The 26,722-nt window shown below is 70.2% G+C and carries 25 protein-coding genes and 2 tRNA genes; 11 read left to right on the top strand and 16 right to left on the bottom strand.

What is annotated here, in order from left to right; all coding sequences use genetic code 11:
* The first annotated feature begins 108 nt into the window (after positions 1 to 108).
* The gene (locus A3CE_RS0139265) at positions 109 to 519 is read left to right on the top strand and encodes a hypothetical protein (RefSeq protein ID WP_020645580.1); all 411 of its coding nucleotides are present in this window, start codon (positions 109 to 111) and stop codon (positions 517 to 519) included.
* A 52-nt stretch (positions 520 to 571) separates the two neighbouring features.
* Here A3CE_RS0139265 and A3CE_RS56915 read toward each other — a convergent pair whose 3' ends face one another.
* The 3 genes from A3CE_RS56915 to A3CE_RS0139255 all read right to left on the bottom strand — a co-directional run bounded on the left by A3CE_RS56915 (position 572) and on the right by A3CE_RS0139255 (position 3,163).
* A complete protein-coding gene (locus tag A3CE_RS56915; protein ID WP_157376798.1) occupies positions 572 to 736 on the bottom strand; it encodes a hypothetical protein in 165 nt (54 codons plus the stop codon).
* 188 nt (positions 737 to 924) lie between these two features.
* Positions 925 to 1,467, bottom strand: coding sequence for a type 1 glutamine amidotransferase domain-containing protein (locus tag A3CE_RS0139260; protein WP_020645578.1), 543 nt, complete (start codon positions 1,465 to 1,467; stop codon positions 925 to 927).
* Between the two features lie 142 nt (positions 1,468 to 1,609).
* Positions 1,610 to 3,163 (bottom strand): PP2C family protein-serine/threonine phosphatase, encoded by a 1,554-nt coding sequence (locus tag A3CE_RS0139255; protein ID WP_020645577.1) that lies wholly within the window; start codon positions 3,161 to 3,163, stop codon positions 1,610 to 1,612.
* 139 nt (positions 3,164 to 3,302) lie between these two features.
* Between A3CE_RS0139255 and A3CE_RS52245 the strand changes: the two genes are divergently transcribed.
* The gene (locus A3CE_RS52245; RefSeq protein WP_051183966.1) at positions 3,303 to 7,964 is read left to right on the top strand and encodes a HAMP domain-containing protein; all 4,662 of its coding nucleotides are present in this window, start codon (positions 3,303 to 3,305) and stop codon (positions 7,962 to 7,964) included.
* Here the strand turns inward: A3CE_RS52245 and A3CE_RS0139225 are convergent.
* Positions 7,916 to 7,989: transfer RNA gene (locus tag A3CE_RS0139225), tRNA-Gly, on the bottom strand. The genes A3CE_RS52245 and A3CE_RS0139225 overlap by 49 nt on opposite strands.
* Positions 7,990 to 8,068: 79 nt before the next feature.
* On the opposite strand from A3CE_RS0139225, the gene A3CE_RS0139220 reads away from it, so the two are divergent.
* Both A3CE_RS0139220 and A3CE_RS56910 read left to right on the top strand, forming a co-directional pair.
* Positions 8,069 to 8,145, top strand: a tRNA-Pro gene (locus tag A3CE_RS0139220).
* Positions 8,146 to 8,340: 195 nt separating this feature from the next.
* A complete protein-coding gene (locus tag A3CE_RS56910) occupies positions 8,341 to 8,658 on the top strand; it encodes a hypothetical protein (RefSeq protein WP_125592129.1) in 318 nt (105 codons plus the stop codon).
* Positions 8,659 to 9,463: 805 nt separating this feature from the next.
* On the opposite strand, the gene A3CE_RS0139215 is transcribed toward A3CE_RS56910, so the two are convergent.
* The 5 genes from A3CE_RS0139215 to A3CE_RS0139195 all read right to left on the bottom strand — a co-directional run bounded on the left by A3CE_RS0139215 (position 9,464) and on the right by A3CE_RS0139195 (position 14,223).
* Positions 9,464 to 10,231 carry an alpha/beta fold hydrolase gene (locus A3CE_RS0139215; protein ID WP_020645576.1) on the bottom strand — a complete coding sequence of 256 codons (768 nt, stop codon included), beginning with the start codon at positions 10,229 to 10,231 and terminating at the stop codon, positions 9,464 to 9,466.
* The gene (locus A3CE_RS0139210) at positions 10,228 to 11,034 is read right to left on the bottom strand and encodes an NAD(P)H-binding protein (RefSeq protein ID WP_020645575.1); all 807 of its coding nucleotides are present in this window, start codon (positions 11,032 to 11,034) and stop codon (positions 10,228 to 10,230) included. Before A3CE_RS0139210 ends, A3CE_RS0139215 begins: the two co-directional genes overlap by 4 nt.
* Positions 11,035 to 11,205: 171 nt before the next feature.
* Entirely contained in the window at positions 11,206 to 12,777 is a 1,572-nt protein-coding gene (locus A3CE_RS0139205; RefSeq protein ID WP_026469296.1) for a carbohydrate-binding protein, read from the bottom strand.
* A 118-nt stretch (positions 12,778 to 12,895) separates the two neighbouring features.
* Positions 12,896 to 13,342: a nuclear transport factor 2 family protein gene (locus tag A3CE_RS0139200; protein WP_020645573.1), complete on the bottom strand. Its 447-nt coding sequence runs from the start codon at positions 13,340 to 13,342 to the stop codon at positions 12,896 to 12,898.
* A gap of 5 nt (positions 13,343 to 13,347) precedes the next feature.
* Positions 13,348 to 14,223, bottom strand: a complete 876-nt coding sequence (locus A3CE_RS0139195) for an LLM class F420-dependent oxidoreductase (protein ID WP_020645572.1) — start codon at positions 14,221 to 14,223, stop codon at positions 13,348 to 13,350.
* A 148-nt stretch (positions 14,224 to 14,371) separates the two neighbouring features.
* Here A3CE_RS0139195 and A3CE_RS0139190 point away from each other — a divergent pair, with 148 nt between their 5' ends.
* On the top strand, positions 14,372 to 15,196 hold the full coding sequence (locus A3CE_RS0139190; protein ID WP_020645571.1) for a hypothetical protein: 825 nt from the start codon (positions 14,372 to 14,374) through the stop codon (positions 15,194 to 15,196).
* Positions 15,197 to 15,259: 63 nt separating this feature from the next.
* Here A3CE_RS0139190 and A3CE_RS0139185 read toward each other — a convergent pair whose 3' ends face one another.
* Entirely contained in the window at positions 15,260 to 16,066 is an 807-nt protein-coding gene (locus A3CE_RS0139185) for an Fpg/Nei family DNA glycosylase (protein ID WP_020645570.1), read from the bottom strand.
* Complete coding sequence (locus A3CE_RS0139180) at positions 16,066 to 16,539, bottom strand: ribose-5-phosphate isomerase (RefSeq protein ID WP_020645569.1); 474 nt, start codon at positions 16,537 to 16,539, stop codon at positions 16,066 to 16,068. Before A3CE_RS0139180 ends, A3CE_RS0139185 begins: the two co-directional genes overlap by 1 nt.
* Before the next feature lie 113 nt (positions 16,540 to 16,652).
* On the opposite strand from A3CE_RS0139180, the gene A3CE_RS0139175 reads away from it, so the two are divergent.
* On the top strand, positions 16,653 to 17,462 hold the full coding sequence (locus A3CE_RS0139175; RefSeq protein ID WP_020645568.1) for an MBL fold metallo-hydrolase: 810 nt from the start codon (positions 16,653 to 16,655) through the stop codon (positions 17,460 to 17,462).
* Positions 17,463 to 17,469: 7 nt separating this feature from the next.
* On the opposite strand, the gene A3CE_RS0139170 is transcribed toward A3CE_RS0139175, so the two are convergent.
* Positions 17,470 to 18,090: a mycothiol-dependent nitroreductase Rv2466c family protein gene (locus A3CE_RS0139170; protein ID WP_020645567.1), complete on the bottom strand. Its 621-nt coding sequence runs from the start codon at positions 18,088 to 18,090 to the stop codon at positions 17,470 to 17,472.
* Positions 18,091 to 18,243: 153 nt separating this feature from the next.
* Here A3CE_RS0139170 and pepN point away from each other — a divergent pair, with 153 nt between their 5' ends.
* Positions 18,244 to 20,811, top strand: a complete 2,568-nt coding sequence (pepN, locus tag A3CE_RS0139165; protein WP_020645566.1) for an aminopeptidase N — start codon at positions 18,244 to 18,246, stop codon at positions 20,809 to 20,811.
* A 130-nt stretch (positions 20,812 to 20,941) separates the two neighbouring features.
* Here the strand turns inward: pepN and A3CE_RS0139160 are convergent, their stop codons facing one another.
* Both A3CE_RS0139160 and ctaJ read right to left on the bottom strand, forming a co-directional pair.
* Entirely contained in the window at positions 20,942 to 21,430 is a 489-nt protein-coding gene (locus tag A3CE_RS0139160; protein WP_020645565.1) for a DUF5130 family protein, read from the bottom strand.
* Entirely contained in the window at positions 21,417 to 21,683 is a 267-nt protein-coding gene (gene ctaJ / locus A3CE_RS0139155) for an aa3-type cytochrome oxidase subunit CtaJ (protein ID WP_020645564.1), read from the bottom strand. The genes A3CE_RS0139160 and ctaJ overlap by 14 nt, the downstream gene beginning before the upstream one ends.
* Before the next feature lie 289 nt (positions 21,684 to 21,972).
* Here ctaJ and A3CE_RS58925 point away from each other — a divergent pair, with 289 nt between their 5' ends.
* Positions 21,973 to 22,344, top strand: a complete 372-nt coding sequence (locus A3CE_RS58925; protein WP_043791325.1) for a hypothetical protein — start codon at positions 21,973 to 21,975, stop codon at positions 22,342 to 22,344.
* A 205-nt stretch (positions 22,345 to 22,549) separates the two neighbouring features.
* On the opposite strand, the gene A3CE_RS0139150 is transcribed toward A3CE_RS58925, so the two are convergent.
* A complete protein-coding gene (locus A3CE_RS0139150; protein ID WP_020645563.1) occupies positions 22,550 to 23,047 on the bottom strand; it encodes an HNH endonuclease in 498 nt (165 codons plus the stop codon).
* 359 nt (positions 23,048 to 23,406) lie between these two features.
* Between A3CE_RS0139150 and A3CE_RS0139145 the strand changes: the two genes are divergently transcribed.
* The 3 genes from A3CE_RS0139145 (at position 23,407) to A3CE_RS0139135 (ending at position 26,437) form a co-directional block, all read left to right on the top strand.
* On the top strand, positions 23,407 to 24,393 hold the full coding sequence (locus A3CE_RS0139145; RefSeq protein WP_020645562.1) for a mechanosensitive ion channel family protein: 987 nt from the start codon (positions 23,407 to 23,409) through the stop codon (positions 24,391 to 24,393).
* A 110-nt stretch (positions 24,394 to 24,503) separates the two neighbouring features.
* Positions 24,504 to 24,887: a globin gene (locus A3CE_RS0139140; protein WP_020645561.1), complete on the top strand. Its 384-nt coding sequence runs from the start codon at positions 24,504 to 24,506 to the stop codon at positions 24,885 to 24,887.
* Positions 24,887 to 26,437: a glycoside hydrolase family 13 protein gene (locus tag A3CE_RS0139135; RefSeq protein WP_020645560.1), complete on the top strand. Its 1,551-nt coding sequence runs from the start codon at positions 24,887 to 24,889 to the stop codon at positions 26,435 to 26,437. Before A3CE_RS0139140 ends, A3CE_RS0139135 begins: the two co-directional genes overlap by 1 nt.
* A gap of 9 nt (positions 26,438 to 26,446) precedes the next feature.
* On the opposite strand, the gene A3CE_RS0139130 is transcribed toward A3CE_RS0139135, so the two are convergent.
* On the bottom strand, positions 26,447 to 26,701 hold the full coding sequence (locus A3CE_RS0139130) for a hypothetical protein (protein ID WP_020645559.1): 255 nt from the start codon (positions 26,699 to 26,701) through the stop codon (positions 26,447 to 26,449).
* Positions 26,702 to 26,722: the final 21 nt, after the last annotated feature.

Raw genomic sequence — 26,722 nt, 5'->3', positions numbered from 1 at the left:
AGGGAAGTTTGAGGAGTACGCGGTTCGCTCACCCGGGTGACGGGTATTCCCCGTGTTGTTCCCGCTCGCCCGATACGTCCACATCGGACAGTCGAAAGGACGCCGACGATGCCGTATCCCCCGCCCCCCGAGCCGTACGGCACGCCGTACGAGCCCGCACCGGCCGAAGAGATCGTGGAGCGCACCCACCCGCGCCTCCGGGTCGTCCGCACGATCAACGCCCTCATCCACCTCGTCTGCGCGGTGTTCGCGCTGGTCCTGGCCGTGCACATCGTGCTGGTGCTGGGCTCGGCGAACTCGGCGAACGGCTTCGCGCACCTGATCTCGGAGTGGTCGGCGGGCGTGTCGCTCGGCCTGCGCAACCTCTTCACGCCGGACTCGGTGGGGCTGCGGACGTTCCTCAACGACGGTCTCGCCGCCGTCATCTGGCTCGTCATCGGCGCCATCCTGACCGACGTCATCACCCGCATCGGCGTGCCCGGCCCCCGGCGGGTCTGGTACCGGCGCAGCTACCGCTGACGCACGGAAGAAGGCCTCCCCGGAGTCCGGGGAGGCCTTCTTCGCGTTCCGGTCAGCGTTGCGGCTGCTCGGTGGCCGGTTGAACAGGCTCCGGCTCGGGTTCGGGCAGGGCCTGGCCGGCGGGCTCGCCGCCGCGGGGTGCGGGAACGCCTTCGGCGGCGATCGCGTCGAAGTGTTCACGGCACCAGCGGCCGTAGCGCCTTGCGTGCACAGTCATCGCGTCCACCTCCTCTCCACGGGCGATCCTCGTCACACCCTCAGCGTCCTCCGCCGCGGTGCCGAAAGCCAACAGATTTAAGCGGGACTTAACACACGAAAGAGGGACGGTCCACAGAGGACAGCATCGTCCGGGGCTTCGCCCCGAGCCGGGGGCTCCGCCACCCGGACCCCCGCAATAAGCACGGGTCAGCGCGCAAACTCTCGCACGACTGTCCGGCAGAACGCCGGCAGGTCGTCCGGGTTGCGGCTGGAGACCAGTCCGTTGTCCACTACGACCTCTTCGTCGATCACCGTGCCGCCGGCGTTACGGATGTCGGTCCGGATGCTCGGGTACGACGTCAGCGTGCGGCCACGTACGACATCCGCTTCGACGAGCGTCCACGGACCGTGGCAGATCACCCCGACCGGCTTGCCGGCACGCACGAAGTCGCCGGCGAACTTGACCGCGGCGGGGTCCGTGCGCAGGTTGTCGGGGTTCATCGTGCCGCCGGGCAGCAGCAGCGCGTCGAAGTCGCCGACCTCGACGTCGGCGACCTTCCGGTCCACCGGGAACCGGTCGCCCTTGTCGATGTCGCCGTTCATCGCCTGGATTTCGCCGGTGTCCAGGGACACCAGCTCGACCGTGGCGCCCTCGTCGAGGACGGCCTGGCGCGGCTTTTCCAGCTCGACCTGTTCGACGCCGTCCGCGGCCAGGATCGCGACCCGGCGTCCTTGCAGTGCGTTCGCCATGGGGCTCCTCCGTCGGAAAACTGAGTGCACCGGGGTAATTACCCCCTCGCCACGGCGTCAAACTCAGTCCACAAAGGACAGTGACATCCGGGGCTTCGCCCCGGGCCGGGGGCTCCGCCACCCGGAACCCCCGCAAGATGGGTTAGTCCGCACATTCCACGGCGAGCACGGCGATATCGTCATGTGCGGAGCTGCCGAGCCAGTCGCGCACGGCCTGACGCAGCCGCCGCACCACCTCGCGGGCCGGCTCGCCCGCCGCGGCCGCGAGCACCGAGCGCAACCGGTCGTCGCCGAAGAGCTCGCTCTGGTCGTGCCGGTTGCGGGCCTCGGTGATGCCGTCGGTGTAGAGCAGGCAGACGTCGCCGCGCTCCAGCCGCACCTCGGCTTCGGCGAACCGGGCCTGCGGCGAGATGCCGACCAGTGTGCCCGGGACTGTGACCTCCTCGACCACGCCCGACCGGCGGACGATCAGCGGCGCCGGGTGCCCGCCGGAGGCCAGCGTCAGGCCGACACCCCCGTCGGACGGGCGGGCCGTGCCGAGCACGAGGGTGGCGAACCGGCTGCTGCCGCCGGCGATGAGCAGTTCGTTGAGCAGCCGCAGCAGTGTGCGGCCGTCGCGTTCGACCATGGCGAGCGCGGTCAGTGCGTGCCGGACCCGGCCGGTCAGCGCGGCGGCCTCCGGTCCCTTGCCGCAGATGTCGCCGAGCACCAGGAACGCGCTGCCGTCGTCGTGGGCGAGGACGTCGAAGAAGTCCCCGCCGACCGCGAGCACGCCACCCGCCGGCTCGTACCAGGTCTCGAAGCGGGCGCCGTCGAGCTCGGGCGGGTCGACCGGGCGCAGGGTGGTCTCCAGCCCGCGGGTCGCCTCCTCCTGGCGGGCGTAGCGCTGGGCGTTGGCCAGGGCCGTCCCGGCCGCCTTGGCGAACTCGACGACCGCGCGGGCCTGCTCGGCGCCGAAGTCCGGGTCGGCGCGGCGGCCCAGCAGCAGGGCGCCGGTGACCCCGGCACCCACGTTCGGGCCGAGCGAGACGACCGAGACGTCGGCGTGCCCGGCGAAACGGTCGGCGACGACCGGCGGCAGCGTGGCGACCTCGGCCGCGGGCACCGGGGCGAACTGCGGCCGCCCGGTGGCGCCGAACGTCGCCGCGAGCACCGGCGCGGCCTGGGGCGGGACCCGCCGGATCCGGCCGTGGCCCTGCGCGGCGGGGCGCTCGCAGCTCCACCACTCCCACCGGCCGCGGGTGGTCGGCAGCAGGACGAAGACGGTCTCGGCCAGCGCCGACGCCGCCAGCTCGGCGATCACGCGAGCGGTGCCGTGACGGCCGTGCGCGGTCGCCAGCCGCGGCCCGGCCTGGGCCAGGAAGTCGCCCACGTGCCGCTGCGGGACCTCCTCCGCCGGGACCGTCCAGGCGTGCCAGCCGCCCGGCAGGGCGCAGACCCTTGCCGGGTGACGACGGCCGGCGACTTCTATGTGCCCGGAGGTCTCGGCGACGGGGTTCAGGCGCGGCGCGGCCTCTCCGGCCAGCGCTCGCGCGGCCGGGTTCGCCCAGCGCACCGCCCCTTCGGCGTCCTGCAGGAACACCGCGTCGCGCACGTCTTCGAGGACGGCCCGCCCGAACGCGTCGAAGCCCGGCGGCCCGCCGTCACCGGTCATCGGCGCCAGGGCCGCCGACGCCGGGGCCGGTCGTGACACCATGCACGGACCTCCTGCCTCCGGACTGCTGTCGTACGGCTACCGCGTGAGCGGGCGGACTGGCTCGAAGTGTAGGGCGAAGCATGGCACGCTGGGTCGACGACCATGGCTGGCGCGCGCGTGGTGGAGAGGGTCGGCACACATGACAACGGAATCCCAGAGCGAAGCGGCCGCGCTGGAGCGGGTGCTCGTCGCGGTGCGGGATCTCGGGGACGGCAACTTCCGCCGGCGGCTCGTCCCCCACGGCGACGGCATCTCGGCGCAGCTCGCCGTCGCGTTCAACGACATCGCCGAACGCAACCAGCGGCTGGTCAGCGAACTGCTGCGGGTGCGCGGGGCGGTCGGGCAGGAAGGCAGGCTCAGCGAGCGGCTCGAGGGGCAGGTCGGCCCCGGCGGCTGGACCACCGCCGTCGACTGCGTGAACGGCCTGGTCGAGGACCTCACCCGGCCGGCGATCGAGCTCGACCGGGTGCTCGGCGCCGTCGCCGACGGCGACCTGTCCCAGCCGATGACCCTCACCCTGGACGGCCGCCCGCTGCAGGGCGCGTACGCCACGCTCGCGAAGACGGTCAACGGTCTCATCTCGCAGCTGTCGCGGTTCGCCGCCGAAGTGACGAGGCTCTCCCGCGAGATCGCTGGTGAGGGACGTCTCGGCGGCCAGGCGGTCGTGCCGGGCGTGTCGGGCACGTGGCGCGACCTGACCGACTCGGTCAACTTCATGGCCGACAACCTCACCGAGCAGGTCCGCAACATCGCGCAGGTCACCACCGCCGTCGCGCGCGGCGACCTGACCCAGAAGATCAACGTCGACGCCCGCGGCGAGATCCTCGAGCTCAAGAACACCATCAACACGATGGTCGACCAGCTCTCGGCGTTCGCCGACGAGGTCACCCGCGTCTCCCGCGAGGTCGGTTCGGACGGCAAGCTCGGCGGCCAGGCCCAGGTGCCGGGCGTGGCCGGGACGTGGCGCGACCTCACCGACTCGGTCAACCTGATGGCCGACAACCTCACGGACCAGGTCCGCGGGATCTCCCAGGTGGCGACCGCGGTGGCCAACGGCGACTTGACGAAGAAGATCGATGTCGACGCCCGCGGCGAGATCCTGCAGCTGAAGAACACGCTGAACACGATGGTCGACCAGCTCTCCGCGTTCGCCGGCGAAGTCACCCGCGTGGCGCGCGAGGTCGGCAGCGAGGGCAAGCTCGGCGGGCAGGCCGAGGTGGCCGGCGCGGCCGGGACGTGGCGCAGCCTCACCGACTCGGTCAACGGGATGGCCGACAACCTCACCGACCAGGTCCGCAACATCTCGCACGTGACCACGGCCGTGGCGAAGGGCGACCTGACGCAGAAGATCACCGTCGACGCCCGCGGCGAGATCCTCGAGCTCAAGACGACCATGAACACCATGGTGGACCAGCTGTCCGCGTTCGCCGACGAAGTCACCCGGGTGGCCCGCGAGGTCGGCACCGAGGGTCAGCTGGGCGGGCAGGCGCAGGTCCCCGGCGTCGCCGGCACCTGGCGCGACCTCACCGGCTCGGTGAACTTCATGGCGAACAACCTGACCACCCAGGTGCGCAACATCGCCCAGGTCGCCACGGCCGTCGCACGCGGCGACCTGACGCAGAAGATCGCGGTCGACGCCCGGGGCGAGATCCTGGAACTCAAGAACACGCTGAACACGATGGTGGACCAGCTGTCGGCGTTCGCCGACGAGGTCACCCGCGTCGCCCGCGAAGTCGGTACCGAGGGGAAGCTCGGCGGCCAGGCCACCGTGCCCGGCGTCGCCGGGACCTGGAAGGACCTGACCGACAACGTCAACTCGATGGCGAACAACCTGACCGACCAGGTCCGGAACATCGCCCAGGTGACGGCGGCGGTCGCGCAGGGCGACCTGACGCAGAAGATCACTGTCGATGCCCGCGGCGAGATCCTCGAGCTCAAGACGACGCTGAACACGATGGTCGACCAGCTCTCGGCGTTCGCCGACGAGGTCACCCGCGTCGCCCGCGAAGTCGGCACCGAAGGCATCCTCGGCGGCCAGGCGCGCGTCCGCGGCGTCGCGGGCACGTGGAAGGACCTCACCGACAACGTCAACGTCATGGCCGACAACCTGACCGACCAGGTGCGCAACATCGCCACGGTGGCGAGCGCGGTGGCCAACGGCGACCTGTCGAAGAAGATCCGCATCGAGGCCCAGGGCGAGGTCGCGGCCCTGGCCGAGACGCTGAACGGCATGGTCGAGACGCTGCGCGCGTTCGCCGACGAGGTCACCCGCGTCGCCCGCGAAGTCGGCACCGAAGGCATCCTCGGCGGCCAGGCGCGGGTGCCCGGTGTCGCCGGGACCTGGAAGGACCTGACCGAGAACGTCAACTTCATGGCGCACAACCTGACCAGCCAGGTGCGCAACATCTCGCAGGTGACCACCGCGGTCGCGAAGGGCGATCTGACGAAGAAGATCGACGTCGACGCCCGCGGCGAAATCCTCGAGCTCAAGACGACCATGAACACGATGGTCGACCAGCTCTCGGCGTTCGCCTCCGAGGTCACGCGCGTGGCGCGCGAGGTCGGCACCGAGGGCAAGCTGGGTGGCCAGGCCGAGGTCGACGGCGTGTCCGGCACCTGGCAGCGGCTCACCGAGAGCGTGAACCAGCTGGCCGGGAACCTGACCACGCAGGTCCGCGCGATCGCGCAGGTCGCGACGGCGGTGACGGCGGGCGACCTGACCCGGCACATCACGGTCGACGCGTCCGGCGAGGTGGCCGACCTCAAGGACAACATCAACCAGATGATCGCGAACCTCAAGGAAACGACGAGGACCAACCGCGAACAGGACTGGCTGAAGACGAACCTCGCGCAGCTGTCGGGCCGGATGCAGGGGCACCGCGACCTGGCCTCGGTGGCGGCGCTGATCCTGTCCGAGCTGGCCCCGCTGGTGCGCGCGCAGCAGGGCGCGTTCTTCCTGGCCCGCGACGACGACCGCGACGGCACGGTGCTGGAGTGCATCGCGGCCTACGGGCTCGCGCAGTCGCGCGCGGGGCTCCGGTTCGCGATGGGCGAGTCGCTGATCGGCCAGGCCGCCGTCGACCAGCGCACGATCCTCGTCCACAACGCACCGCCGGAGTACGCGCTGATCTCGTCCGGGCTCGGCTCGGCGGCGCCGGTGAACCTCATCGTGCTGCCGGTGCTGTTCCAGGGCGAGGTGCTCGGCGTGCTGGAGCTGGCGTCGGTCAACGAGTTCAGCACGGTGCACCAAGACCTGCTGGAGCAGCTGCGGCACACGATCGGCGTCAACGTGAACACGATCCTGTCGAACTCGCGGACCGAGGCGCTGCTGACGGAGTCGCAGCGGCTGGCGCAGGAGCTGCGGGCCAGGTCGGAGCAGCTGCAGGCCCAGCAGGGCGAGCTACGGCGGTCCAACACCGAGCTGGCCGAGAAGGCCGCGCTGCTCGCGCAGCAGAACCGCGACATCGAGGTCAAGAACAGCGAGATCGAGCAGGCCCGCCAGGAACTGGAGGAACGCGCCGGGCAGCTGACGGTGGCGTCGCAGTACAAGACCGAGTTCATGGCGAACATGTCGCACGAGCTGCGGACGCCGCTGAACAGCGCGTTGATCCTGGCGAAGCTGCTGTCGGAGAACCCCGAGGGCAACCTCACGGAGAAGCAGATCCAGTTCGCGAAGACGATCTACGCGGCGGGTTCGGACCTGCAGCAGCTGATCAACGACATACTGGACCTGGCGAAGGTCGAGGCGGGCCGGCTGGACATGCAGATGTCCGACATCACGCTGCCGGAGCTGGTGGACTACGTGGAGTCGCTGTGCCGGCCGCTGACCGCGGACAAGGGCCTCGAGTTCGCCGTCCACATCGACCCCCCGGTGCCGGGCAGCGTCCACACCGACGAGCACCGCCTCCAGCAGATCTTGCGGAATCTGCTCTCGAACGCGGCGAAGTTCACCAACGAGGGCGGCGTCCGCCTGCACATCCGGGCGGCGGACCCGGCGGAGGTGGAGCAGGAATCGCTGCGGAACGCGCCCGGCATCATCGCGTTCGCCGTCGAGGACACCGGGATAGGGATCCCGGATGAGAAGCTGGCGGTCATCTTCGAGGCGTTCCGCCAGGCGGACGGCACGACGAGCCGCAAGTACGGCGGCACGGGCCTGGGGCTGAACATCAGCCAGCAGCTGACGGAACTGCTGGGCGGCGAGCTGCGCGTGGTGAGCGAACCGGGCGTGGGCAGCACGTTCACCCTGTACCTGCCGGTGGCGGCGGCCAACCTGGTCGACCCGGTGACGGCGTTGTCGACCCCCCGGCTGCCCCCGGTACCCAGCACGGTCCTGGTGGCGGCCCCGGACATCGCCCCGAAGCGCTTCCACGGCGAGAAGGTCCTCATCGTCGACGACGACCTGCGCAACGTGTTCGCCCTGGCAGCGGTCCTGGAGCAGGCGGGCCTGGACGTGATCTACGCGGAGACGGGCGTCGACGGAATCCGCGCCCTGGAGCGCAACGAGGACACGGCCCTGGTCCTGATGGACGTGATGATGCCGGAGCTGGACGGAAACGCAACGATCGCGGCAATCCGAGCCGAGGCAGCCAACGCCGACCTCCCGGTGATCGCGGTCACAGCCAAGGCAACGGCGGAGGACCGCGCCCGAACCCTGGCCAGCGGCGCGGACGACTACATCACGAAGCCGGTGGACACGGACAAGCTGCTGGACGTGATAGCGACGTCCCTGGAGGCGGACGCCGCTTCGCTGGATGGAGCGGGTGACGGGAATCGAACCCGCGTAGCTAGTTTGGAAGACTAGGGCTCTACCATTGAGCTACACCCGCGTGCCCCCGTCGGTACCCGGGTGCGAAGTCAGCTTAGCGTGACCCGCTAGGCTGATCGCACACCCCCCTGGGGGTGTACCGGGATGTGGCGCAGCTTGGTAGCGCATCCGCTTTGGGAGCGGAGGGTCGCAGGTTCAAATCCTGTCATCCCGACCAGATAGTCTTCTTTCACACCACTCCCGACGAGCAGACGCTCGCCGGGCGTGTTTGTGTATGTACGTTCCGTGGCCGTGAGGTGCTCGTCGAATGTCGCCGCGAGAACGTCAGACGGGCGGACGCGGTCGGCGGTGGGGTGGTCCGGATCGGCGGCGCACGCCTCGCCATGGGCGGTCTGAGACGCTAGATCGGCGGTTGACGGGGCACGGACAACTGGATCATCTGACCTGTCTCCAGCAGTGCAGCGAATGGCTCGGTGAGGTCAGCCCGTTCAACGGTGCCGTCCTGGCCGATGTAGAGCTTCTCGAAGAAACCTTGGTTGATCTGACGACGGATGCTGTTCGGCGCACCGAGGTACGCGGTCTCGCAGTGGCTGGCCGCAGCCAGTGCCCGGTCAAGGGTGGCTTCAACGTCGGCAGTGGCGATCTTGGCGGCCTTGATAGATTGTTTCAGAAGGGCAGCAGGCAGTTCCCGGTCCGACAGTGGAGTTTACCGGCACCCAACACTGCCTGAGGACATCCAAGGGGACGATTGGATGGGTCAATGTTAACGATGTTAAGATCTCCGGAGATGCAGGCTACATAGTACTCAACTACACGCTATTTCATTAGTGCGACGGGTTGTTGACCCCACCTTGCGGGTCTACTGCCGGAAGTTGCGCCCAGCCCGGCCGTATTGCACCGTCTTGAGAACTCCGGCCCGGTGCAACGCCGTCCGCACTGCCGTCTCCCCCGCTCCGAACTCGGTGAACCTCGAAACGGCGAGCCAACTCAGCCACCTTGGCGCCGTCTTCATACCTCGCTACCAGGTCATCCACCTCGCAGGCCTGGAGCTGACGAGCCGTTCGAGAACCTCGGACAGGCTGCCTCGTTTCGAGTTTGGCCAGGCCAGGCCAGGCGACAGCCGAATTCAGCAGACGTTGAATTCTGTGAGATGGGCTTGAAGGGCCTCATCATCCCGACCAGATTCCTTGGGTGAGTCGTGCTCGGGGAACGCCTGAGCCTCTCGCGGAATCCGGGTTGTATCGCGGGGGCACCAGCCCCACGGCGCCTCCGCCGCCGGTTGCGAACGCTGCCGTGGTTCGTTGTTCGCGGTGGCGACGTCGGCCTCGTCGCTCGTGGCCAGCCCGTGCACAACGATGGCCGCTCCCAGTCCTGCGCCGGCAGGTTGTCGAGGAGGTCCGCCTGCCGCGGCCGGGCGCGCTCCACTCCGGCCCACATCCGTGCTTCTTCCCTGCGGAGTCCCGCCTCGGCGGAAACCCGGCCGACACCGAACGTACGAGCGAGCCCGGGCGGCCGGTTGTCCCCGATTGCGGACCTCAGGGCAGCCAGGCAGCCAGCGTCCCCGCGAGCAGCTCCGGCTGGTCCTCCGGCGTGTGGTGGCCCGCCACCACCGGGTGGTGCACCACCTTCAGCGACGCGAACGTGCCGGACATCCACTCGACCATCGGCGGCGTCAGCATCGTGTCCGGGCCCGGGTCGAACGTGACCAGCAGCTTCGGGATCTCCGGGGTGGCGCCGAGCCACTTGCCGAACGCCTCGATCCGGGCCACCACCGACGCCGGCTCGCCGCCCAGGGGCAGTGAACGCGCCCACTGCAGCAGCGGGCGGCGGGACTCCGCCGTCGGGTACGGGCGTGCGTACTCCGGTGGGAGCCCCGACAGGAAGTCCCCGATGAGCGAGTCGCCGGAGGTCTTGATCGCGCGGAACACCTCCGCGCCCGCCGGCGGGAACTCCTCCCACGTCATCGGCTTCAGGACCGCTTCGGTGAACGCCAAGCCCCGGACGCGCGACGGGTGCCGCGACGCCCAGTCCGCCGCCAGCGCGCCGCCCCAGTCGTGGCCGACCAGGACGACGTCCTCCAGCTCCAGCGCGTCGAACCACTCGTCCAGGTATTGCGCGTGGTCCTCGAACGTGTACTCGATGCCGGGCTTGGGTGAGTCACCCATGCCGATCAGGTCCGGCGCGAGCCGCCGTCCCGGCAGGGACGGCATCACGTTGCGCCACAAATAAGACGACGACGGGTTGCCGTGCAGGAACACCACCGGTGCGCCGGTGCCCTCCTCGCGGTAGGCCAGGACGGTCACTTGAACGCTCCCGCGAACCGAGCCGCCCAGTCCGTGAACGGCTTCGGCGGGCGGCCGGTGACCCGTTCGACGTCCGGGCTCACCCGCTGTTCCTCGGGCGTCGGCGTGCCCAGGATGTCCAGCGTCGCGTCCGCCACGTGAGGCGGCATGAAGCCCAGCAGCACCGAATGCGCTTCTTCCCGCGTCTGCGGCACGAACCGCACCGGCTCTCCGACGGCCTCGGCGATGGCCGTCGCCTGGTCGCGCGGGGTCAGCGGGGACGGGCCGGTCAGCACGTACGTCTTGTCGTCGTGCGCCGCGTCGAGCAACGCGGCCGCCGCCACCGAAGCGATGTCCTCCGGGTCGATCACCGGCAACGCGACGTCGGCGAACGGCGCCGCGATCTCCCGGCGGGCGCGCACGCTTTCCGCCCACTGGAAGGCGTTCGACGCGAAGCCGGCCGGGCGCAGCACTGTCCACTTCAGACCGGACGCCCGCACCGCGTCCTCGAACACCGCCGGGTGCCGTCCGGTTCCGACGCCCTGCGTCGACAGCAGCACCACCCGCGTGACGCCGGCGGCGCGCGCCCGCTCCAACACCGGCTCCAGCGTCCCCCGGAAGTCTCCCGGCTCCATCAGGAAGACCGCCGACACACCTTCGAAAGACAGCGTCGAAGGGTCTGCCAGATCTCCTTGGCGGGCAAGGACTCCCGCCGGCACCTCCGCGATCCGGCGGGACACCGCCGTCACTTCTTCTCCCGCCGCGGCCAAGGCTCGCACCAGCGGCTGTCCGACGTTTCCCGTCGCTCCCATCACCATGATCATGGAACCGACGCTACCTTCGCCGGTATAGTAGGTACCTAGAGGAAAGTATTGGCTGGAGGCGCGAAAGTGACCGAGACCACACTCGGGCCGGTCATCCAACCTCGGCCGGGCCGAGGCGGCGCGCGCGGACTACGACACCCGTGAGCCGCGCGGCCGCCGCGGTTGAGCCGGCTAAGGCGAGACGTCCAGGTAGTCGAGGTTCGCCGGGCCGTCGGCCGTTGTCGCGGTCAGCCGGATCGCGTGCGTTCCCGCGGCCAGGCTCACGGACTTCGTGACCGTGCTCCACGTCGTCCAGGCGCCGGTCGCCGGGAACGGCACTCCGGTGGCCACCACCGTGCCGTCGACCGAGATGTCCACCGGGCGGGCCGCCGCCGTGCCGTTCGCGTAGCCGAACGCCAGCGACGACGCCGGCCCGCTCACCTGCCACTCGACGTAGCTGCCGACGGCGTTGGCGCCGTTCGCGAAGCCGGTTCCCGAGTATCCCGCGTGGTTCGTGTCGATCGTGCCGCCGGTCGAAACGGACGCGGATTCGGCTTCGTAGCGGGTCGCGCCGCTGCCGGCACGGGACACGCGGTACAGCACGGTCGCGTGCGAAGGCACCGACGCGCTGATCGTGCCCGTGGTCGTCCGGGTCGCCTTGCTCCAGAGGTCTTTCAGCGTGTACGAGGACGCGCTGCCGATCCCCGTCGCCGAAGCCGAAGTACTGATCGTCGCCGTGGCGCCGGTTTCGTTGGACAGCGCCACCGCGCGGTCGCCGTTGGAGAGGACCTTGCTGTAGACGACCAGGCCGGAGTTCGCGCTCAGCACGGTCGCCTGCTTGCCCAGCGTGTCCTGGTCGAGCGCGATCACGTCGGTGTTCTTGAGGATGTCGAAGTTCTCGGCGGAGACCTTCCGCAGGTCGCTGCCGATCAGCAGCGGCGCCGCCATCATCGCCCACAAGCTGAAGTGCGTGCGGTACTCCGCCGCGGTCATGCCGCCGTTGCCGACCTCGAGCATGTCCGGGTCGTTCCAGTGCCCGGGACCGGCGTACTGCGCGAGGCCGCGGTTGGTCTGCGCCTTGCCGATCATGCTCGACCACTTGTCGGAGATGTCGCCGGTGGTGCGCCACAGGTTGCCGACCGGCGCGGCCCAGGTCCACGGCTTGTTCTGGCCCCACTCGCAGATCGAGTACGCGATGGCGCGGCCGGACTTCGCCAGCGCGTCCCGCATCGCCTTGTACCGCTGCTGCGCGTCGACGCCCTGGTTGTTGCAGTTGTCGTACTTCAGGTAGTCGACGCCCCAGGAGGCGAACAGGTTCGCGTCCTGCTGCTCGTGGTCCAGCGCGCCGGGGAAGCCGGCCTTGTTGCAGGTCTTCGTGCCGGCACTGGTGTAGATGCCGAACTTCAGGCCCTTACCGTGCACGTAGTCGGCGAGCGCCTTGATGCCGTTGGGAAAGCGCGCCGGGTCGGGGACCAGGTTGCCCGCCGAGTTGCGCGACGGCAGCGCCCAGCAGTCGTCGATGTTGACGTAGGTGTAGCCGGCGTCCTTGAGGCCCTTCGAGACGAAGATGTCCGCGATGCCCTTGATCATCGTCTCGTTGAAGTCGGCTTTGCACTGCGTGGAGTTCCAGTTGTTGAAGCCCATGGGTGGCGTGCGCAGCAGCCCGTTTTCGAGGGCGAGCGCCTCGGACTGGCACACGACGAGACCACTTGCCGCGATCGCGAGCGTGGCGGCCGCGCTCGCGATGCGTCGAAATAAGGACATGCGTACTCCCGGAGGTGGAGACATCAGAGGTCTGCACCAGTTAGTAAAGGGTCTTACCTAACCGGGAGTCAAGAGATCATGTATCAGATACGAGATCGGGTTTCCGCTGGCCGGGACGCTATTCGGCCACTTGGCGCGCCGTCGCCATCGCGCGTTCGACCTCCCAGAACGCCCGCATCGACGTGACCAGGCCGTCTTCGCCGACGCGGTAGACGAACACGCCGTCGGTGTCGACGCGGTAGCCGCCCGGCAGGTACGTCGTGATCGTCCCGACGTTCGCCACCTCGTCGCCCGCCGCGTGCGAGTCCCGGATGACGAACTCGAAGCGCTCCACGTTCGCGATCGTCATGTCCCAGAACGCGCTGAGCCCCTCGCGGCCGTGGTGCCCCTTGCCCTCGGCGTCGAACATCGACGGCCCCACGGGGTCCTCCACCACGCCGTCGGGCGCGAACAGCGCCAGCCAGGCCTCTTTGTCCCCAGCCGTCGCCGCGGTCATCGAGGCGAACGCCGCGCGCCGCGCCGGCGGCTGCTCCGCCGTGGTGTCCCAGCAGACCTGCACGCCCATTGCCGTCACTCCTCGAACTTGGCGATGATCTCGGCCCCGAACTTGTGGATCGCTTCGAGCTTCGGCCCGACCGGCGCGTCGAACCCGACGCCGTCGAACACCCACGGCATGGTGATGACGTCCGTCACGCCCGCTTCGGCCTGCTCGCGGTAGCCGTCGAGACCGAACTTGTCGATGCAGACGGCCTGGTACTCGAACGGATCGTCCGCGCGGCCGCCCTCGGCCAGCAGCTCCTTGAGCCGGGCGATCGTGTCGCGCAGCTCGTCGAGCTTCATCATCGCCGACGACCAGCCGTCGGCGACGCGGGCCGCGCGCTTCAGCGCGACTTCGGTGTGGCCGCCGATGTAGAACGGCACCCGCGCCGGCGGCGCCGGGCTCATCTGGATCTTGTCGAAGTCGTAGAACTCGCCGTGATACTCGGCCATGCCGCCGTCGAGGATCAGCCGCAGCACCTCGATCGCCTCGTCGACGCGCTTGCCGCGCCGCTCGAACGGCACGCCGCAGTACTCGAACTCCTGCGGCAGCCAGCCGACGCCGAGCCCGAGGCCGAACCGGCCGCCGGTGAGCACCGCTGCCGAGCCGACCTGGCGCGCCAGCAGCACCGGGTTGCGCGAGCCGAGCTTGAGCACCGACGTGTAGAAGCGGATCCGGCTGGTGACCGCGCCCATCGCCGCGGTCGCGACGAGCGGGTCCACCCAGGGCGTCTCCGCGGTCCAGAACCGGCTGCCGTCGGGCGTGTACGGATAGTCCGTGTCCACCGTCTCGGCGTAGAAGAGCGAGTCGGGCAGGGCGATGGAGGCGAAGCCGGCCTCTTCGGCGGCCCGGGCGAGTTCGCCCAGCTGATCGAGGGGGGTCATCGCGATCGACAGGGTGAACTTCATGGGGACGAACTATAACGTGTTCTAGTTTTTTCGGCCAGCTCTTCCGGTGGGCCTGATCACCCGCCGGGAACCCACCGCGTAGCGTCCGCGTTGTCCGAATCAGAGGTGACTTCCCGTCACCGAGCCGCGAACTTCCTGGGAGTTGTCCATGGGCACCGCGATCTTCCTGATCGTGCTCGTCGTCGTGATCGTCGGTGGCGGCCTCTACTTCTCGCGGCAGCGCGCCGCGGCCCGGCAGCGTGAGCTCGACGACGCCAAGGCCGACGCCCGGCGCCTCGTCGAGCGGCTCGGCGGCCAGGTGCTCAACCTGAACGGCACGGACACCGCGTCGCAGCAGGCGATGGCCGACGCCGCCGAGCGGTACAACGCGGCCGGCTCGCAGATGGAGCAGGCCCGCACGATCGAGCAGGCCCGGCTGGTCAAGGAGACCGCCATCGAGGGCCTCTACTACGTCCGCGCCGCGCGCACCGCGATGGGCCTGGACCCCGGCCCGCAGCTGCCCGAGGAGGCCGAGCGCGAGCGCGCCGGCAAGGTCACCGAGCGCCGCGAAGTGGACGTCGAGGGCCAGCACTACGCCGCGTCCCCCGACGCCGGCCAGGACACGCCGTACTACTACCCCGGCGGCCGCGTCGCCGGCCGCCCGGTCCCGCAGGGCTGGTACAGCGAGCCGTGGTGGAAGCCCGCGCTCGTCGCCGGCGCCTGGGGCCTCGGATCGATGTTCCTGTTCAGCGCGATGTTCTCCGGCATGGGCGGCATCGCCAGCGCCTCGGCCTGGGAGTCCGGCTACGACGCGGGCCAGCAGGACGCGCTCGACTCCGGCGACATGGGCGGCGACGGTGGTGACGGCGGCGGCGACTGGGGCGGCGACGGAGGCGACGGCGGCGGCCAGGACTTCGGCGGCGGCGACTTCGGCGGCTTCGACGGGGGCGGGTTCGACGGCGGGGGCTTCGACGGGGGCGGCTTCGACTTCTGACCCACCCGGAACGTCATGAACGACTCTTTCCTGTCATCGGATGACAGGAAAGAGTCGTTCATGTCACTTCTGGCAGCTGGGGCACCAGTAGAGGTTGCGGCCCACCAGTTCCGAGTGCGCCACCGGCGTCCCGCACACCAGGCAGGGCTCGCCCGCGCGGCGGTAGACGTAGACCTCGCCGCCGTGGCGGTCCACGCGTGCCGCGCGGCCCATCGCTTCGGGCAGGTGTTCCGGGCGGACCGTGTCGATCCGGCCGACGCGGACGCCGTCCCGCATCAGGGTCACCAGGTCGGCCCAGATGGCCTCCCACAGCGCGCGGTCCAGTGCCCGTCCCGGCGTGAGCGGGGCGACGCCGTGGCGGAACAGCACCTCGGCGCGGTAGACGTTGCCGACCCCGGCGAGCACGGCCTGGTCCATCAGCAGGGCCGCGATCGACGTCTTGGATCGCGAGATGCGCGCCCAGGCCCGCTCGGGTTTCGCGTCGCGGCGCAGCGGGTCGGGACCGAGACGGGCCTTGATCGCGTCGGCCTGATCCGGGGACAGCAGCTCGCACCGGGTGGGCCCGCGCAGGTCCGTCCAATGTGTCCGGCCGGCCAGCCGCAGCCGGACCTGGCCCACCGGATCGGGCGCGGGCAGCGGGAATTCGCCGAACGTGCCGTAGAGGCCCAGGTGGATGTGCACGATCCCGTGCGGGCCGTAGTCGTGGAAGAGGTGCTTGCCGTGCGCCTCGGCGCCGACGAACACCTGACCGTCCAAACGGGACGCTTCGGCGGCGAACCGGCCCTGCGGGCTGCTCACCTCGACCGGGGCGCCGGCGAACCGGCGCTTGTGCAGCCGCGCGAGCCGATGGAGCGTGTGCCCCTCGGGCATCAGGCCTCCGGCAGCGCCGGCGGGGTGCCGGTGCGCTCGTAGTCCAGCAGCTGCTGGACCCGGCGCGCGTGCCGCTCCTCCGGCGAGACCTCCGTCGCCAGGAACGCTTCGACGATCTCGACGGCCTCGTCGGCGGTGTGCATCCGGGCGCCGACACCGATCAGCTGGGCGTGGTTGTGCTCCCGGCACAGCTTCGCGGTCTCGACGCTCCAGGCCAGGCCGGCGCGGGCGCCGGGGACCTTGTTCGCGGCGATCTGCTCGCCGTTGCCGGAGCCGCCGACGACGATGCCGCGGCTGCCTTCGTCGGCCACCACGCGCAGCGCCGTCTCGACGCAGAACGCCGGGTAGTCGTCGGCCGCGTCGTAGACGTGCGGACCGATGTCGGTCACCTCGTGGCCCTGCTTCTCCAGGTGAGCCACCAGGTGGTTCTTCAGCTCGAAACCGGCATGGTCGGATCCCAAATAGACACGCACGGCTGGGAGTCTGCCATCACGCCCGGTTTCGGGCATGCTCCGGGTGGGGATCCGGGCGGGTGCCCACCTCCCGGGGGTGACGGACGTCCCTGCACGAGCGAAGGAGTACGGACATGACCGGCCGCTGGATCGAGGTCGCCGACGGCGTGCACGCGCGCCGCTACGAGGAGCTGGACCTGACGGTCGGGCTGGTCGTGGGCACCGAGCGCTGCCTGGTCGTCGACACCCGCGGCGACGTCGAGCAGGGCGCCGAGCTGGCCGTGGCGGTCCGGGAGCGCACGCCGCTGCCGTGGGCCGTGGTGTACACGCACGCGCACTTCGACCACGCCTGGGGCACCGAGGCGTTCCTGCCGTGCGAGGTCTGGGCGCACGAGCGCTGCGCGGCCGAGGTGAGCGCGGATCCCGACGCCCGCCGCGCCACCTGGGTGGCCCACTACCGCAAGGAGGGCAAGCCGGAGGTCGCCGACGCGATTTCCCGCACGGCCATCACGGGCCCGGACCACACGTTCACCGGGCGCGTCGAGCTGGATCTCGGCGGCCGCACGGCGGTCCTGCTGCACCCCGGCCGCGCGCACACCGACCACGACGTGGTGGTGCACGTCCCGGACGCGGCGGTCGTCTTCGCCGGCGACGTCGTCGAGCACGCCGAAGCGGGCTTCAGCGCGTTCTCGTTCAGCAGCGAAACCGACCTGACGGCCTGGCCGGACGCGTTCGACGCGATCCTCGCGCTGGAACCCCGCGTCGTCGTGCCCGGCCACGGCGACCCGGTCGACGCGGAGTTCGTCCGCTACCACCGCGACGGCCTGCACGAGCTGATTTCGCTCAAGGCGGGCGTGGGCCGCGGCGAGACGACCGAGGTGGCCGCCGTGGCGGCCTCCCGCTACCCCAGCGACGTCACCCTGGCCGCCCTCGCGACCCCCTGAAACCGGCTCAGTCGAAGTTGAGCTCACCCGTCCGGGTGCGCTTGAGCTCGAAGAAGTCGGGATAGCTCGCCAGCGCCACCGCGCCGTCGAACACCTTCAGCGCGTCTTCGCCACGCGGGATCGAGGTCAGGACCGGACCGAAGAACGCCACGCCGTCGATGTGGATCGTCGGGGTGCCGACGTCCTGGCCGACCGGGTCCATGCCCTCGTGGTGGCTCTTCTTCAGCGCCTCGTCGTACTCGGTGGAGTCGGCGGCGTCGAACAGCTCGGCCGGCGCGCCGATCGCGGCCAGCGCCTCCTTGATGACGACGTCGCGGTCCTTGTTGCCCTGGTTGTGGAAGCGGGTGCCGAACTCCGTGTAGTAGTCGCGCAGCACCTCTTCGCCCTTGAGCTGCGACAGCGCGACGGCCACGCGCACCGGGCCCCAGCCCTGCGCCAGCAGCTCCTTGTACTGCTCGGGCAGCTCGTCCCGGCCCTCGTTCAGCACCGACAGGCTCATGATCCGGAAGTGCAGGTCCAGGTTGCGGTGCTTCTCCACCTCGAGGATCCAGCGGGAGGTGATCCACGCGAACGGGCAGATCGGGTCGAAGTAGAAATCGACCTTCGTGGGCTGCTCGGCAGCGGTCATCGGGGTACTCCTGAGTCACGTCTCGATGTGGGCGGACCCCCACACAGCGGGGCAACACCTCGGAACACGGGCTTGTTCCCTTATCGCCCGGCACCCCGTCCCCATGATTGGATGCGAGGAGTTGAAAACCGATACCAACGACCAGAGGTGCCTGTGCCCGCCCCCAACCTGACCCGCGACCAAGCCAAGCTGCGCGCGGATCTGCTCGACGTCACCGCTTACGACATCGAGCTCGATCTGACCGACGGCCACGGCGGACCCGGGGAGAAGACCTTCGCGTCGACGACGACCGTCCGGTTCTCCAGCGCCCGGGCCGGCCAATCGACGTGGGTCGACATCGTCGCCGATCGCGTGCACTCGGCCACCCTGAACGGCGCGGACGTCGACGTCACCGCGTACGTCGAGGACAAGGGCATCGCGCTGGCCGGGCTGGCCGAGGCCAACGAGCTCACGGTGACCGCCGACTGCCGGTACATGAACACCGGCGAAGGCCTGCACCGGTTCGTCGACCCGGTCGACGACGGCGTCTACCTGTACACGCAGTTCGAGACGGCGGACGCCAAGCGGATGTTCGCCTGCTTCGACCAGCCCGACCTGAAGTCGGTCTACCGGCTCACCGTCGTCGCGCCGAAGGACTGGAAAGTCGTCTCGAACACGATGGCGGAATCCACCGAGGAGACGCCGGAAGGCGCCGTCCGGACGGTGTTCAAGGAGTCCGAGCGGCTCTCCACCTACCTGGTCGCGCTGATCGCCGGGCCGTTCGCCGAGTGGCGCGACGAGTACGCCGACGACCACAAGACCATCCCGCTCGGCATCTACTGCCGCGCGTCGCTGGCCGAGCACATGGACGCCGACCGGCTGTTCACCGAGACCAAGCAGGGCTTCGGCTTCTACCACGAGACGTTCGGCACGCCCTACCCGTTCTCCAAGTACGACCAGCTGTTCGTGCCGGAGTTCAACGCGGGCGCGATGGAGAACGCCGGCGCGGTGACGTTCCTGGAGGACTACGTCTTCCGCAGCCGCGTCACCCGCTACGCCTACGAGCGGCGCGCCGAGACGCTGCTGCACGAGATGGCGCACATGTGGTTCGGCGACCTGGTCACCATGCGCTGGTGGGACGACCTGTGGCTGAACGAGTCGTTCGCGACCTTCGCGAGCGTGCTGGCCCAGGCCGAGGCCACCGAGTACAAGAACGCGTGGACCAGCTTCGCGAACATCGAGAAGTCGTGGGCCTACCGGCAGGACCAGCTGCCCTCGACGCACCCGATCGCGGCCGACATCGTCGACCTGCACGCGGTCGAGGTCAACTTCGACGGCATCACCTACGCCAAGGGCGCGAGCGTGCTCAAGCAGCTCGTCGCCTACGTCGGGCTGGACCACTTCCTCGACGGCCTGAAGGTGTACTTCGGCAAGCACGCCTGGGGCAACGCCACGCTGGCCGACCTGCTGGGCGCGCTGGAGGAGGCGTCCGGCCGCGACCTGTCGTGGTGGAGCGCGCAGTGGCTGGAGACGACCGGGCTGAACTCGCTGAGCCCGCGCTACGAGGTCGGCGCGGACGGCACGTTCACGTCGTTCGCCGTCGTGCAGTCCGGGGCGAAGCCGGGCGCCGGTGAGCTGCGTACGCACCGCGTCGCGGTCGGCGTCTACGACGAGGACGGCAGCGGCAAGATCGTCCGGAAGCACCGCGTCGAGCTGGACGTCGACGGCGAGCGCACCGCGGTGCCGGACCTGGTCGGGCTGCCCGCGGGCAAGCTCGTGCTGGTCAACGACGACGACCTGACGTACTGCACGATGCGCCTCGACCCGGCGTCGCTGACCACGCTGATCGACCGCGTCGCCGACATCACCGAGTCGCTGCCGCGGACGCTGTGCTGGTCGGCGGCGTGGGAGATGACCCGCGAAGCCGAGCTGAAGGCCCGCGACTTCGTCACGCTGGTGCAACGCGGCATCCACACCGAGAGCGAGGTCGGCGTCGTCCAGCGGCTGCTGCTGCAGGCCCAGACCGCGCTGAACTCCTACGCCGAGCAGGAGTGGGCGGCCGCGACCGGCTGGCCCGCGTTCACCGCGCGGCTGCTGGAGCTGGTCCGGGACGCCGAGCCGGGTTCGGACCACCAGCTGGCGTTCGTGAACTCGCTGGCCGGGTCGGTCCTGGACGCCGCGACCTTGGCGGTCGTCGCCGGCTGGCTGGACGGGTCGGCCCCGCTGCCCGGCCTCACGGTGGACACGGACCTGCGCTGGCGCCTGCTGCACGCGCTGGTGGCACACGGCAAGGCGGGCTCGGCGGAGATCGACGCCGAGCTGGCCCGCGACAACACGGCCACGGGCCGTCGCCAGGCGGAACGCGCCCGCGCGCTGCGCCCGACGCCGGAGGCGAAGGCCGACGCGTGGCAGCGCGCGGTGTACGACGACGAGCTGCCGAACGCGGTCAGCGACTCGCTCATCTCGGGCTTCTCGCACCCGGGCCAGAAGGCCCTGCTGGGCTCGTACGTGGCCAAGTACTTCGAGGTGATCGACGAGGTGTGGCAGCGGCGCTCGAGCGAGCGGGCGCAGCCGATCGCGATCGGGCTGTACCCGTCGTGGGCGGTGGCCCCGGAGACGGTGTCGGCGTCCGACGACTGGCTGGCGGGTGAGCACCGGCAGGCCTTGCGGCGGCTGGTCTCGGAGGGCCGCGCGGGCATCGTGCGCGCGCTGGCGGCCCGGGACTTCGACGCCCAGGCCTGACCACCCGGATGCAGTGAACGACTCTTTCCTGTCGTGGGACGACAGGAAAGAGTCGTTCATGTCGTTCCGGGGGTGAATGGCAAAGGGCCCCGCACCTCGAGCAGGTGCGGGGCCCTTGTCGTCAGCTACGTCAGCGGGGCGCGGGGCCCGCCTGGTCGGACAGCATGCGCAGCGCGTTCGCCAGGCCGTTGACCAGTCCGCGGACCAGGTCGCCCTCCTTGAACGACGCCACCATGCTGGCCACCGCCAGCTTGGCGCCACGGTCGGGGAGGCGCAGGTGCGCCGTCCGGCCCGTGACGATCTCGATCTTCCGCTCGCCGGGGGAAACCGCGATCAGGACCGCGTTCGCCGGGGCGGCCGTCGTCGAGTGCAGCTTCTCCGCCGTCGACCGGCTGTCCTCGCCGAGCTCGCCGAGGTACAGGCTGAAGTCCAGGCCGGTCTCTCGGCTCGCGAACGTCAGCGCCTCATCGAGGCGGGCCAGCTGCCGGGTGTTGAACGGCCCGGCCGGCGTGGCCGGCTCGTACATCTTCGCGGCCGACACGCGGCCGCTGTACGTGATGGCCTCGCCGTAGCCCAGCTCGGACTCGTCGACGCGCTTCGTCAGCTCACCAGTTGCCACGAGCGCCTCCTGCCGCGGTCGGGGCGCCCTCGGGCGCGCTGTTCTGAGCGGCGTTTTCGGCGCCGGCGAGCCGGTGCCCCTCGCCGACCCCATCGGGGTTGGCGCTCCACCACATGGCCGGATAGTCCCAGGCCTGGCCGGACCGGTACCGCGGGGCAGCGCCGGACCTGCGCCGGAGCGTCAGCAGCCCGGCGAGCCCGTAGATGGCCAGCGGGATCACGGCGAAGACCACGATCGTCTCGACAACGTTCACGGCGCTGAGCGTATCGGATGACCTCTGACGACACTGAAGCCACCGCGCGCGCACCGCACTCGACCGTTCGTCGTAAGCCGAGTGCCGTCCGCCGCTTGGCTTGCGGGCACTGGAACGTTGGGGCGAAGACCGTCGGGCCGAAAGGTTGCAACTCAACGTACAGGCGGCCGCACCCGCCGCTGTCGTCTTGTCGCCGCCTTGAAATCCTCGTAGCTTTTTCACCTATACGGGCCTTGCGCCCCGCTCCTCAGCCCCAGCAGGTAACGCATCGGTCCCAGGAGGCCTTGCCATGAACAGCGTCCAGACACCCGCACAGGCGATCACCGAGACCCTTTCGTCACCCAGCGAGATCGAATTCGTGCCCGGAACGCGTGTGACGGCGGGCACAAGGGTTACCCGCGGTACACGCGTCACTCGCGGTACACGCGTCACGGCGGGCACGCGAGTCACGGCGGGCACCCGGGTGACGGCGGGGACGCGGGTCACGCGCGGTACCCGGGTCACCCGGGGCACGCGGGTCACGATGGGCACGCGAGTGACGGCTGGGACGCGAGTCACCTGTGGCACCCGCGTCACGCGAGGCACTCGTGTCACCCGGGGCACACGAGTCACCATGGGCACCCGCGTCACCTGCCAGAGCGACTACTCGCTCGCTGCCTGACCCCGTCCTCCAGGGCCGCGCACACCACCTGGGAACATCGCGCAAGCACCCGGCTCGCCCCGGCCGCCGCAAAGGCAGCCGGGGCGCCGGCTTGTCCGGAGGTTGCCGTCCGGGGCTCCGCCACCCGGACGCCCGAAGGACCTAGGCGGCATTGCCCGGGGCTTCGCCCCGAGCCGGGGGCTCCGCCACCCGGCCCACTGAGGAACTAGGCGGCGGAGCCGAGATACGGCCGCCAGAGCGGATCGGCCTCCTTGGAGTGCGCGAGCAGCCGCCAATGCGGTCCGTGCGGGGCCCGCGGGACGACGCGTAGCCGCCAGCCGATCTCCGAGAGCAGCCGGTCCGCCTTGCGGTGGTTGCACTTGGCGCAGCAGGCGACGCAGTTCGTCCAGCTGTGGGGCCCACCCCGGCTGCGCGGGATGACGTGGTCGATCGTCTCGGCCCGCCCTCCGCAATAGGCGCAGCGGTACCGGTCGCGGTGCATGAGCCCGGCACGCGTGAGCGGCACCTTGGCCCGATAAGGTACCCGCACGTACGTGCTGAGGCGGATCACCGAAGGCACCGGCAGCGAAACCTTCGCCGAATGCAGTTCGATCCCGCCGGGGTCACCGTGCACCACTTCGGCCTTGCCACACATCACGAGCACGACAGCGCGCCGCAGCGGCAGCGCGGTCAGCGGCTCGAAAGTGGCGTTGAGCAGGAGCACGCGGCGCCTGCCCCAGGCCGGGGCGGCCGGATCCCGGCCTCTACTACGCTGTCCGGGCGGGCGGGTCACTCCCCCTGGGCGGGTCCCCGGCCCGGCCGGGACGGTTCCGCCGGATGCGGAACCCCCCGGATAGGCACGCAGAACCACCTCTGGCGCCTCGTCGGCCATGGCTTGGCCGGAGACGCCGCGGGGGCTGGGTTGTCGGTCTGGCACTCGACCACCTCCAGGGGCGTAGGCATAGTCGACCACAGAACAGCCCCCCAGCGCACGTGTGTTACATGACGTGTCACATCAGCGCGACCCAACATCCACTTGCGGTTGGGGTGACAGACCCGATTTGGAAGGACCAGCGAACCCCCGTGCTTCCCCTGCTCACGACCGACAAGACGCCGTGCACCGGCGACTCCAGCACGTTCTGTTACCAGGTGTACAAGGTGACGAACAACGAGTGGCTGGCGGGCTCGGCGAACTGGCTGCTGACCAAGCCGCTGAAGATCCTGATGATCGTCGTGATCGCGTTCGTCGCGCGGCTGCTGCTGAGGCGGCTGATCAACCGGGTCACCACGTTCCCGAAGACCGGCGGCAAGCTGCCGGCCTTGCTGCGCCCGCTGCGTGAGCGCGCCCCCGAGGTGCTCGGCTCGGCCGTCTTCGAACGGCGCCGCCAGCGCGCGCAGACCATCGGCTCGGTCATGAAGTCGGTGGCGACGTTCATGGTCTACGGCCTCGCGTGCATCCTCGTGCTGGGCGAGCTCGGCATCGACCTGGGCCCGATCATCGCGTCGGCGGGCATCATCGGCGTCGCGATCGGGTTCGGCGCGCAGAACCTGGTCAAGGACTTCCTGTCCGGCATCTTCATGATGGTCGAGGACCAGTACGGCGTCGGCGACATCGTCGACGTCGGCGCGGCGACCGGGACCGTCGAGGCCGTCGGCCTGCGGATCACCACGCTACGTGACCTCAAGGGCACGGTCTGGTACGTCCGCAACGGCGAGGTCCTCCGGGTCGGCAACTCGAGCCAGGGCTTCGCGGTCGCGGTGGTCGACGTCCCGCTCGGTTACACGGCCGACGTCGAACGCGCGACGATGGTGCTCGGCAAGGCGGCCTCGGCCGCCACGGAAAGCGAGGCTCTGAAGGATCACATCCTGGAGCCGCCGGAGATGCTGGGTGTGGAAAGTGTCACCCCGGAAGGCCTCGAGCTGCGCCTGACCGTGAAGGTGCGCCCGGGTAAGCAGTGGGCGGTCCAGCGCGCGCTGCGGGCCCAGCTACTGGCGGCGCTGGAGGAGGCGGGCTTCGACCCGCCGCTCGGCCGGCTGTTCCCGCCCTCGGCCCCGGCGGTCGAGAAGTAGCGGTCCACCACGTCGTTACGCTGGGAAACGGGTTCGCGACCGTCCGGCTGCGAGCGGGACCGGGCATCGGGAACCCGCACCCCCAGGGCAAAATGGAAGGCGTGTCTGCAGTGAGCGAACCGGCGAACCTCTACGAAGCGATCGGCGGCGAACCGACATTCCGCCGGATCGTCGGGCGGTTCTACGAAGAGGTCGCGCGTGACGAGATCCTCCGCCCGCTCTACCCCGAGGAAGACCTCGGCCCGGCCGAGGAGCGCTTCCGGCTGTTCCTCATGCAGTACTGGGGCGGCCCGCACACCTACTCCGACCAGCGCGGCCACCCACGGCTGCGGATGCGGCACGCGCCGTTCAAGATCGGGCCGATCGAGCGGGACGCCTGGCTGCGCTGCATCCGGATCGCGGTCGACGAGGAGAACCTCGAAGAGCCCTACCGGCAACAGCTCTGGGCCTACTTGGAGATGGCCGCGCACAGCATGATGAACAGCTTCGTCTGATGGGTGAGCGAGCCTGGTGGCAGGACGCCGTCTTCTACCAGGTCTACGTACGCTCGTTCGCCGATTCGGACGGCGACGGCGTCGGGGACCTGGAAGGCATCCACTCCCGGCTCGGCTACCTGGAGCTGCTGGGCGCCGACGCGCTGTGGCTGACGCCGTTCTACCGCTCCCCCATGGCCGACCACGGCTACGACATCGCCGACCCGCGCGACGTCGACCCGATGTTCGGCACCCTTGGTGACTTCGACGTGCTGCTCACCGAAGCGCACAAGCGCGGCATCAAGGTCACCGTGGACGTGGTGCCCAACCACACCAGCAACCAGCACGCCTGGTTCAAGTCGGCGATGGCGGCCGCGCCGGGCAGCCCGGAGCGCGACCGCTACATCTTCCGCGACGGCGTCGGGCCGAAGGGCGAGGACCCGCCGAACAACTGGGTCAGCGCGTTCGGCGGCCCGGCCTGGACGCGCGTGCCGGACGGCCAGTGGTACCTGCACCTGTTCGCGCCGCAGCAGCCGGACCTCAACTGGGCCAACCCGGAGGTCGCAGCCGACCTCGAACGCACCCTTCGCTTCTGGCTCGAACGCGGGGTCGACGGCTTCCGCATCGACGTCGCGCACGGCATGGCGAAGCCGCCCGGCCTGCCTGACATGGACCCGCGCGCGGACGCGCTGGGGCCGAGCCACTACTACGACCCGCGCTGGGACCACGACAACGTCCACGAGATCCACCAGATGATCCGCAAGGTGCTCGACGAGTTCCCGGACGCGATGGCGGTCGGCGAGATCTGGGTGACCGACGAGGAGCGGCTGTCGCGCTACCTGCGGCCCGACGAGCTGCACCTGGCGTTCAACTTCCGGCTGGTGCTGACCCACTTCGACGCCGACGCGATGCGCACGGCCATCGAGCGGTCCCTGGCGGTGCCGGCCGGCACGGGCGCCCCGGCGACGTGGACGCTGGGCAACCACGACGTCTGGCGGCAGGTCAGCCGCTACGGCGGCGGTTCTTCCGGGGTGCGCCGGGCGCGGGCGATGGCGCTGGTGGAACTGGCCCTGCCCGGTGCGGTGTACCTGTACAACGGCGAGGAACTGGGCTTGGCCAACGTCGAGCTGTCACCGTCGGACATGGCCGACCCGCGCGCGAAGACGAGCGGGGCGGAGTTCGGGCGGGACGTTTCGCGGGTGCCGCTGCCGTGGGAGGGCGACCTGCCGCCGTTCGGGTTCTCCCGGAACCCGCGCACCTGGCTGCCGATGCCGCCGGAGTGGGCCGGGCTGACGGTGGAGAAGCAGATCGAGGACCCGGATTCGACGCTCTCGCTGTACCGGCAGGCCATCGAGCTGCGGAAGACGCATCCGGCGTTCGGCGGCGACGAACTGGAGTGGTACGGGGCACCCGCGGGCTGTTTCGCGTTCCGGCGGCGCGGGGGCGGGCTGGTCTGTGCTTTGAACACGTCGGCTTCGCCCATCGCGCTGCCGCCGGGTGAGGTGCTTTTGTCGAGCAGTCCGCTGGTGGAGGGCAAGCTGCCCGCGGATTCGGCCGCGTGGCTGGTCTGAGGCGCGTTTTCAGCCGGACTGGTCGCCCGGACCGGAACCGTCGTCGAAGGCGCCGCTGGCCAGCCACGCCACCAAGGCCGCGGCCTGGAGGTAGGGCGCCGCCTGGGCGGCCGCCCGGCCCGCCGCACGCGTGCGGCCCCACCTCTCAGGTCTTTCGGCGCGCTCCGGCGCCTGCTCGCCCGCCGGACGGTCGCGCCGCCAGTGCGGCTCCGAAACGCGGACTTCCTCGAGGAAGTCCGCTGTCGGGTCTTCGTCCGGGGTCATGACTCCAGCGTGCCACCGTTC

Source organism: Amycolatopsis balhimycina FH 1894, from assembly GCF_000384295.1.
Lineage (GTDB): Bacteria > Actinomycetota > Actinomycetes > Mycobacteriales > Pseudonocardiaceae > Amycolatopsis > Amycolatopsis balhimycina.
The sequence above is the reverse complement of the archived record's forward strand: the minus strand, read 5'-3'. Positions and strand labels throughout refer to the sequence as shown.